This window comes from Pseudoalteromonas sp. S1727, assembly GCF_005886375.1.
GTDB classification, from domain to species: Bacteria; Pseudomonadota; Gammaproteobacteria; order Enterobacterales; family Alteromonadaceae; genus Pseudoalteromonas; species Pseudoalteromonas haloplanktis.
In genome coordinates this window covers 1-9,338 of sequence record NZ_PNDT01000097.1, presented here as the reverse complement: position 1 = coordinate 9,338, position 9,338 = coordinate 1, and the positions used below count along the sequence as shown (strand labels likewise).

The window sequence follows — 9,338 nt, the reverse complement described above, 5'->3', positions numbered from 1 at the left end:
GCCGTCTCAGTGGGGTCGCATTATAGGGCGCCGCGAATTTTACGCAAGCGTTTTTTAACGTTTTTTATGATTTATTGGTGTTTGGTTTAATTTTCAAGCGAACAGCTTAAAAACAAACCTAAACTCATCTGTAAATAACGAATAAAAGTAATTTAACACTAACTTTGGATAAAAATACGTCATATAGAACTGCAGTACTTAAAATTAAAATAGACATCGCACTTGAATATATATAAAAACGAATATACACTTTATTGCATATTCTATGTAAGGTGTGATTTATGAATAATCAAACTTCAACTAAGCGTTCAGTTTTATTTTTATGTACTGGTAATTCTGCCCGCTCACAAATGGCTGAGGCATTGCTACGCCATAAAGCAGGTGATCAATTTGAAATTTCGAGTGCAGGTACGTCACCTGAAGAAATAGATTCACGCACTTTAGACGCACTTAAAAAATTTGGTTTAACCATTGATGAATTAAAATCTCAAAGCATTGAGGAATTCTCAGGACAAGAGTTCGACTTTGTAATTACCCTGTGTGATAAAGCAAATCAAGAATGCCGAAACTTCCCCGGCGCTAAAGCACAACTTGCTTGGGATTTTCCAGATCCAAAAGAGCGCACCTGCAATAATCCATTTGCTACCACATTAAGTGAACTGAATAATCGTCTATCGATGTTTATACTTTTAGAGTCAAAAAACCAACCTAGCAATAAAACACAACCTACCCTACGTATTGATGAGCAAATATCTGCGCTTGATAATATATCGATTGATCCAATCTCATTTTATAAATGTCTCACCGATGACATTCGTTTAAAAACACTAATGCTAACTAATTATCATGGTGAGCTATGTGTTTGCGAAATCATGGAGGCCTTACAAGAAGACAGCCAACCAAAAGTCTCTCGTAACTTAGCTGTTCTAAAACGAGCTAATATTATTACTGACAGAAAACATGGCCAATGGGTGTTTTATAAAATAAATCCAGAATTACCTCTTTGGATAAAAAAAGTGATCAGCGAAACCACCGAAAATAACCTTCCGCTGATAGCTAAAAATTTAGAAAATCTTACTAATATGTGTAACCGCCCAAGCAAAACTGACTTTTGTCGGTAATAGAGGAGAATAAAATGGGAATTTTCGAACGTTATTTATCTCTATGGGTTGGCTTGGCCATTATTACCGGTGTTTTACTTGGTCAATGGCAACCTGATGTATTTCAAATGATTGCTGATTTTGAGATTGCTCATGTAAATATTGTCGTCGCTGTTTTTATTTGGGTGATGATCTTCCCTATGATGGCGCAAATCGATTTTTCATCGATTAAAGATGTCGGTAAAAACCCTAAAGGGCTAATACTGACACTAATAATAAACTGGTTAATTAAACCGTTCACTATGGCAGCGCTTGGTTGGTTATTCTTTAACTTTATATTTGCAGATTTAGTCGACCCGCAATCTGCACAAGAGTATATAGCCGGTATGATCTTGCTAGGCGTTGCCCCTTGTACTGCGATGGTGTTTGTTTGGTCACAACTCACTAAAGGTGATGCTAATTACACACTAATCCAAGTATCTGTGAACGATGTGATCATGATTTTTGCCTTTGCCCCGATTTCAGCATTGTTATTAGGCGTAAGCGATATTCAAGTACCATGGGAAACATTACTGATCTCAGTAGCCTTATATGTATTGCTACCTTTAACTGCAGGCGTATTAACCCGTAAAGCACTAAATAAAAGTAAAGATGAGCAAGCACTTGAACACTTTTTAGCAAAGTTAAAACCATGGTCTATGGTGGGTTTAATTGCAACGGTGGTTTTACTGTTTGGTTTTCAAGCTAATACAATTATCTCTGAACCGCAGACTATTGTATTAATTGCTATTCCTCTGATCATTCAAACCTACGGCATTTTTATCATTGCTTACGCTGCCGCTATTTGGATGAAGCTACCACAAAAAATAGCAGCGCCGTCATGCCTAATCGGTACTTCAAACTTTTTTGAACTTGCTGTCGCGGTCGCTATTTCATTATTTGGTTTACATTCTGGCGCTGCACTTGCCACTGTTGTAGGTGTATTAGTAGAAGTCCCCGTGATGCTATCGTTAGTTGCCATCATTAATCGCACCCAACATTGGTTTGAATAATTATAGAAAAGGATTTAACAATGCCACTTCACCCAGTTGATTCGTTAAATTTAGAAAATGGCGCAAAACTTATTTTTACGCCTTGCCCTGGAAGCAAAGAAGCATCTTTAGAAGAGTCTGTACTAACTCTAAAACAAGCTGGCACCAGCATGCTACTTACGCTTATGTATGATCATGAAATTGCTAAAAATGATATACAACGGTTACCAAACCTATGCGCAGAGCATGATATTACTTGGTTGCAGCTACCAATATTAGATGATGAGGCACCCTCTCAGGAGTTTGAAGCACAGTGGGCGTTACATAAAGATGCGATCATAAACGCTATCAATAACCAGCAGACGATTGCCGTTCATTGTAAAGGTGGTACAGGCAGAACTGGCTTAGTGATTGCGCTTATTTTACTTGCTCATGGTTGGCCTAGCGACAAAATCATGCAGCAAGTACAACACATAAGACCTAAAGCACTGAAGAATACAGTTCAACTTAATTATTTTAATTCGCAGTTATAACGAGTATTAAGGAATAAACAATGACAATTAAAGTAGGTATTAATGGTTTTGGCCGTATGGGCCGCTTATCAATGCGTGCAGCATTTGATTGGGATGATGTAGAAATCGTTCATATTAATGACCCTGCAGGTAACGCTGAAACATTTGCCCATTTAATGACATTTGACTCAGTACACGGAAAATGGCATCACGAAGCAAGCCATACTGATAATGCAATTGTAATCAATGGTAAAGAAATCAGCTTTAGCCAAAACACAAAAACGCAAGAGACTGACTGGTCAAAATGTGACGTAGTAATTGAAGCCTCTGGTAAAATAAAAACCAAAGCATTGTTACAAGCTTACCTTGATCAAGGCGTAAAACGCGTTGTGGTAACAGCCCCAGTAAAAGAAGAGGGTATTTTAAATATTGTTATGGGTGTAAATGATCACCTTTATAATAAAGATACCCACCCTATTGTTACTGCTGCTTCATGTACAACCAACTGCTTGGCACCTGTCGTTAAAGTGATTCATGAAAAAATCGGTATCAAACATGGTTCAATCACGACCATTCACGATATCACTAATACCCAAACAATTATTGATGCCCCCCATAAAGACTTACGTCGCGCCCGTTCATGTGGCACAAGTTTAATTCCAACAACCACGGGATCAGCGACTGCCATTACACATATTTTCCCTGAATTAAAAGGGAAATTAAACGGCCACGCTATTCGTGTTCCTTTAACAAATGCCTCTATTACTGACTGTGTATTTGAGCTTGAACGTGGCACAACGATTGATGAAGTAAATAAACTGCTAAAAGACGCTGCTGCTAACGAACTTAAAGACATTATGGGTTATGAAGAACGACCGCTTGTATCTATCGATTACAAAACCGATCCTCGTTCAAGTGTTATTGATGCCCTTTCAACTATGGTGATCAACGACACTCAAGTAAAACTCTACGTGTGGTATGACAATGAGTGGGGCTATGCGAACCGAACTGCAGAGCTTATGCGCAAAGTTGGCCTAGCCGATAAAGGATAATTAACCGTGGATCGATTAAAAGCACTGCCGCCACAGATAAAACAATACTTAATAATTACCGGTAATTATTGGGCGTTTACCTTAACTGACGGTGCCCTGCGTATGCTTGTGGTACTGTATTTTCATCAACTTGGTTACAGCCCTTTAAGTATTGCCATGTTGTTTTTGTTTTATGAAATCTTTGGTGTGATCACTAACTTAGTGGGCGGATGGCTAGGTGCTCGATTCGGTCTCAATAAAACCATGAACATTGGCTTGGGCTTACAAATAGTTTCTTTAGCTATGCTCATGGTGCCTGTAGATGCACTCACTGTTATTTATGTTATGGCTGCACAAGCGTTATCGGGAATAGCCAAAGATCTCAATAAAATGAGTGCAAAAAGTGCCATTAAGCTTTTAGTACCAAAAGATGCACAAGGCCAACTCTATAAGTGGGTGGCTATATTAACCGGCTCTAAAAATGCACTCAAAGGGGTTGGCTTCTTTTTAGGTGGCTTATTACTCACCTTGCTAGACTTCCACGGTGCGATACTAAGCATGATTTGCATGCTAACAGCTGTATGGCTATTTAGTATCTTTGCTTTAAAACAAGACTTAGGTAAAGCCAAGCACAAAGCCAAATTTAGTGAGCTATTCTCAAAGAGTAAAGCCATTAATGTGCTCTCCGCCGCACGGATGTTTTTATTTGGTGCTAGAGATGTATGGTTTGTTGTTGCCTTGCCCGTATTTTTAGCAGCAACCTTTGGCTGGGATCATTGGTGGGTTGGTGGCTTTATGGCAAGCTGGGTAATTGGCTATGGCATAGTGCAATCTTTTGCCCCCTCTTTTACCGGTAAAAAGTCAGGGCAAGTCCCAAGTGGCCGCAGCGCATTTTTATGGGCTAGTTATCTAACGGCAATACCAGTACTGATTGCTTTAGCACTACATTATGATTTTTATATTCAGGCATCGATTATTGGTGGCTTACTTATATTTGGCGCTGTATTTGCTATTAACTCATCATTACATAGTTATTTAATCGTCAGCCTAGCTGATAGTGATGGCGTATCGTTAGATGTAGGCTTTTATTATATGGCTAACGCCATGGGCCGATTAATTGGCACCGTGTTATCTGGTTGGGTATATCAGCAATACGGACTTGAAGCATGCTTATGGATTTCAAGCGCATTTATAGCCTTCGCCGCCCTACTGTCATTGGCATTACCACAAAAAACCACCGTACCTGCGTAATCCCCCCTCCCCTGCATAGTACGCTAGCTATGCAGGGCTTATGCCTCTTGAGCCCAAATATGGAACAATTAATGCATCGCCTTTGACAATAAAAGCATGTCAATTTTTAGTCGCACGGGACGCATAATGAACTTAACCAACATACCTACATCACTACTTACTGATCCAAATTTTTTAAAGCACACCCAAACAGGCACCCAACAAACAACGGGCCAAGCCGAAGAGACCGGCTCAAACACAAACAAAATTAAAAGTACTGATGAAAAATCCCGCCCAGATGAAGTGACCCCTGATGAAGCGGCAGACACCACTCAACAGCAGATGATAAAAAATATTAAAGAGCTACAACAGAAGTTGCGCGCACTTGAAGCAGACAACAGCCTCACAAAAGCAGATCAACAAACACAAATTTCTGAATTACAGCAAGAGTTAGATGAAGAACTAGTTGCAATACAATTAAGCGTTAAAAAGAATGTGTCAACGTTGATGGGAAGTTTATTTTCGTCAGCAGGGAACACTAACTCTGGTTTATTGTTTAAGTACAACGCTTAGACTTAATTAAATAGAGGGAAAGTTTGAAAAGTGGTACCCCTCGTAAACTTAAATTGGGGGTTCTAATGATTATGAAGCCCCAATAGCAAGCTTGTAACCCCTTTAATGTTACGGTCGTTTATCGATATTGTTACCATCTATAAATCGTATGATGTAACTCAAATTGATTTTTACCAGTTCTGAACTAAACTTCATTATGGTAGGATTAAGTAGGATTATATCCTTACAAAGTTTCTTTCATTGGAGGTAAATTATGGCAATGGTCAAGAAAAGTATCACAGTAACTGATCAGCAAGAACAATGGATGCAAGCTCAACTTGCAACTGGTCATTATGCTAGTGACAGCGAGTTATTGCGAGATTTAATTAGAAAAGAGCAAATGCGAACTAGCGAAGTTGAAGTTATTAGACAAGAACTTATCAAAGCAGAGAAAAGCGGTTTTAGCTCTCGTTCTCCTGAGGATATTGTTAATGCGGTGATTGCTAGAAAGCAAACTAATGACGAAATTTAGATTAAGTACAGCTGCCGTTCAGGACTTCGAGCAGCTATTTGATATGGTATAGACAGCTTTGGTTTAGTTCAGGCTGAATCATACATTGATGGGTTGATTATACAGTTTCAAAGCATTGCAGAAAACCCATTGCATTACCAGGCAGTTGACCATATTCGTAAAGGATATAGACGCAGTATCTACGGAACTCATGCTATTTACTACGTCGTTTCTAATGACTGTGTTGATGTTATGCGAATACTAAGCTCAGAAAACCTTAAAACTGCTTTTGAGTAATGACTGTGTCTAGCTCGTTATCTGATAGGCTTTTAGATATTGATAATCGACTTCAGCGACTCGCTGAAGAAAAAGAGTCATTATTAAATGAACGTAATAATATTCTTGCACAGCAAGAAGTCGAGCTAGCCAAACACTTTAACCAACACGTTTCACCTGAAGCTAAAGTCAATTTATTCATCTCTTATTTTAAAGGTCGCAATGACGTTTACCCGTTTCGTTGGCAATCGAAAAATGGGCGAAGTGGTTATTCGCCTGCATGTTGGAATGAATGGAAACCTAAAATCTGTGATAAACCAAAGATTAGTTGCACTGAATGTTCAAATCAACACTTTAAGCATTATGATGGTCAGGCAATATTTGATCACCTTAAAGGCAATCAAACGATTGGGATTTACCCACTTCTAGAGAACAATAGAACTCACATTCTTGCCACTGATTTCGATAAAGAAGATTGGATTCACTGCGTTAAAGCTTTTGCTGAAGCCTGTGATTTTTATAAAGTACCACACATTATAGAACGCTCTAGAAGCGGTAACGGTGGACATGTATGGATTTTCTTTTCGCAAGCTGTTGAAGCGACCAAAGCTAGAAAGTTAGGTAATGGTTTATTAACCAAAGCCATGGAAATGTATCCAGCGCTCTCATTTACTTGTTTCGATCGCCTATTTCCGAATCAAGATGTAATGCCGGAAGGTGGTTTTGGTAATTTGATTGCATTACCACTTCAACTAGAACCAAGAAAGCAAGGTAATAGTGTATTTATAGATTCGTCAGGAGTACCTTTTAAAGACCAATGGGCCAAGCTTGCTTCTATTCAAAAAATTGATACTACGACACTTGATAGCTTACTTGGCAAAATAACACTAATAGATAACAAAACTAATGATGACTTGGCAAATACGCCTTGGAAGAAGCTATCCACTATTGAGAATGATGTGATAGCCCATTGCCCTGAAGAAGTAACCTTGGTTATTGCAGATCAAATTTATATTCCAATCGATAAGCTTCCTGGCAAATTAACATCAAGGCTTAAGCAATTAGCTGTGTTTTCTAACCCTGAGTTTTACAAAAGGCAAAGTCTTCGATTATCTACGATTGGAGTCCCTAGATACATTTGTGCCGCTCGTGTTGAGGGTAATTTCTTAATTATACCGCGTGGCTGCCTATCATCTGTAAAAGAAAAATTAACCGAGCAAAAAATTAAAGTGAATTTCGATGATAAGCGTTTTTCAGGTGACAAGCTTGCTAAGGTTAAATTTACAGGAAAATTGAAAAGTCAGCAGAATAAAGCGGTTAATGCATTATTAGATTCATCGGTTGGGATACTAGAAGCTTCTACTGGCTTTGGTAAAACAGTTACTGCATTAGCACTGATTGCTAAGCGCAAGGTGAACACACTGATATTAGTTCACAGTCGGCAACTTGCAGAGCAGTGGCTGGAACGTATTAATGTTTTTCTCAAAGACACCGAAGTTGGTTCATTACTTGGTGGTAAAGAAAAACTGTCGTATCAAGTTGATGTAGCAACATATCAAAGTTTAGTGGGCCGAAATGGCATGGATATTAAGCCATACATTGAAAAGTATGGCCAGGTTATTGTTGATGAATGCCACCATTTACCTGCTTCAAACTATGAAAGCCTGATTAAGTCCAGCCATGCCAAATTCATTCATGGATTTACCGCAACACCAAAACGCCAAGATGGTTTAGAAAAACTGATGATGCTACAACTAGGAGATATTGTTTATAAAGGCGTTAAATCAGGTTCACTGCTTAATCAGCAAGTTAAAGCACATGAAACCAATACAGCGTTTCCGAATGAGTGGTTAGATCCTGATACAAAGCCCCATATCGCACAAATTTATAAGCACCTAGTTAACAGTGATGACAGGAACCAAAAGATTGTCGATGATATTGTCTGTTGTATCGATGAAAAACGTGCAGTGATGGTGTTAACCGAGAGAAAAGAACACATCGAGCTTCTATCAGCTTTACTCACACAAAAAAACCTAATGGTTGTAGAACTGCATGGTGGAATATCAACGAAGCAGCGCCAAGAACGCATTGCTTTACTCGAAGAAAACAAAGATTTAAGTAACGCTAAACAGGTTATACTTGCAACGGGTAAATACGTTGGAGAAGGATTTGATTTACCTTATTTAGATACGTTGTTCATCACCTTACCTATAGCGTGGAAGGGCATATTAGCTCAATATGCAGGTCGAATCGGGCGAGAGTGGAGTAACAAAAACTCGGTGCTGATTTATGATTACATTGATACTTTCCCAACACTTAAGCGAATGTTTTCAAAACGAGAAAAGGGATACAGAGCGCTGGGTTATGAAATCACTTATCGCTAACCAATATACTTGAGTATTTTTCCCAATAGCTCGATTTCAGATAGTTCAATACTATGGTCGTTCCCCAATCAAAAGCGCCTACTTTTTAAAATGAAATTTAGGGAAGTTATAGGTAGTCCAAGATAACCATGCTTGAGATTGGCGACTTATCTAGTAAAACAGGAAGTAGTGAGTTTCCATCTAGCCACATATTGAGTGGAGATGGTGGCCCCTCCCAGACTTGAACTGGGGACCTAACGATTATGAGTCGTGTGCTCTAACCAACTGAGCTAAGGGGCCATTTTGTATTAGCATGTGTTTTGAACAAGGCTAAATTTTTGAAGCGTTTAACCACCACAGCGATTAAAGCGGGTTGCAGTATAAAAAGTTTTTACTGGCTTGTCACTAGCAAAAAGCTTTATTTTAACAATCAACAAGCTAACTGCTTAAATAGTAATCGTAAACACTCTCTATTCATGGTTAAAGCCATTTCCTACGAACGCTTGTATCACGTAAGTGTAAAGTTAGACTTAACGAATACATAAATTTCATTTAAAGAAAAAACAAGAAATGCGGGCGGCATAAAGTTTAATACCAATCGACTTAAATATTTAACCATTCTAGCGGGCTAAATAAAGCGCTAACTGCGTTATAAATTTTTCATGTAGAACAACTACATGTCAAAATTTGTGCCTTGTTATCACTCCATTTATCTGTCGCTATAAAAGTTCA

The 9,338-nt window shown here is 38.6% G+C and carries 9 protein-coding genes and 1 tRNA gene; 9 read left to right on the top strand and 1 reads right to left on the bottom strand.

Annotated elements, in window-relative coordinates; translation table 11 throughout:
- Nucleotides 1-281: 281 nt before the first annotated feature.
- The 9 genes from CWB85_RS18375 (at nt 282) to CWB85_RS18335 (ending at nt 8,627) form a co-directional block, all read left to right on the top strand.
- Nucleotides 282-1,121 carry a metalloregulator ArsR/SmtB family transcription factor gene (locus tag CWB85_RS18375; RefSeq protein WP_016710028.1) on the top strand — a complete coding sequence of 280 codons (840 nt, stop codon included), beginning with the start codon at nt 282-284 and terminating at the stop codon, nt 1,119-1,121.
- A gap of 14 nt (nt 1,122-1,135) precedes the next feature.
- Nucleotides 1,136-2,152 carry an ACR3 family arsenite efflux transporter gene (gene arsB, locus CWB85_RS18370; protein WP_138555649.1) on the top strand — a complete coding sequence of 339 codons (1,017 nt, stop codon included), beginning with the start codon at nt 1,136-1,138 and terminating at the stop codon, nt 2,150-2,152.
- A gap of 20 nt (nt 2,153-2,172) precedes the next feature.
- Nucleotides 2,173-2,664: a phosphatase domain-containing putative toxin gene (locus tag CWB85_RS18365; protein WP_138555648.1), complete on the top strand. Its 492-nt coding sequence runs from the start codon at nt 2,173-2,175 to the stop codon at nt 2,662-2,664.
- 20 nt (nt 2,665-2,684) lie between these two features.
- Nucleotides 2,685-3,695: an ArsJ-associated glyceraldehyde-3-phosphate dehydrogenase gene (locus CWB85_RS18360; RefSeq protein ID WP_138555647.1), complete on the top strand. Its 1,011-nt coding sequence runs from the start codon at nt 2,685-2,687 to the stop codon at nt 3,693-3,695.
- Between the two features lie 6 nt (nt 3,696-3,701).
- On the top strand, nt 3,702-4,925 hold the full coding sequence (gene arsJ, locus CWB85_RS18355) for an organoarsenical effux MFS transporter ArsJ (RefSeq protein WP_016710032.1): 1,224 nt from the start codon (nt 3,702-3,704) through the stop codon (nt 4,923-4,925).
- A gap of 126 nt (nt 4,926-5,051) precedes the next feature.
- On the top strand, nt 5,052-5,477 hold the full coding sequence (locus tag CWB85_RS18350) for a hypothetical protein (RefSeq protein ID WP_016710033.1): 426 nt from the start codon (nt 5,052-5,054) through the stop codon (nt 5,475-5,477).
- Nucleotides 5,478-5,730: 253 nt separating this feature from the next.
- Nucleotides 5,731-5,988, top strand: coding sequence for a ribbon-helix-helix domain-containing protein (locus tag CWB85_RS18345; protein WP_016710034.1), 258 nt, complete (start codon nt 5,731-5,733; stop codon nt 5,986-5,988).
- Nucleotides 5,989-6,081: 93 nt separating this feature from the next.
- The gene (locus CWB85_RS23050) at nt 6,082-6,264 is read left to right on the top strand and encodes a type II toxin-antitoxin system RelE/ParE family toxin (protein WP_198160579.1); all 183 of its coding nucleotides are present in this window, start codon (nt 6,082-6,084) and stop codon (nt 6,262-6,264) included.
- Entirely contained in the window at nt 6,264-8,627 is a 2,364-nt protein-coding gene (locus CWB85_RS18335; protein WP_016710035.1) for a TOTE conflict system archaeo-eukaryotic primase domain-containing protein, read from the top strand. The genes CWB85_RS23050 and CWB85_RS18335 overlap by 1 nt, the downstream gene beginning before the upstream one ends.
- Before the next feature lie 202 nt (nt 8,628-8,829).
- On the opposite strand, the gene CWB85_RS18330 is transcribed toward CWB85_RS18335, so the two are convergent.
- Nucleotides 8,830-8,906, bottom strand: a tRNA-Ile gene (locus tag CWB85_RS18330).
- Nucleotides 8,907-9,338: the final 432 nt, after the last annotated feature.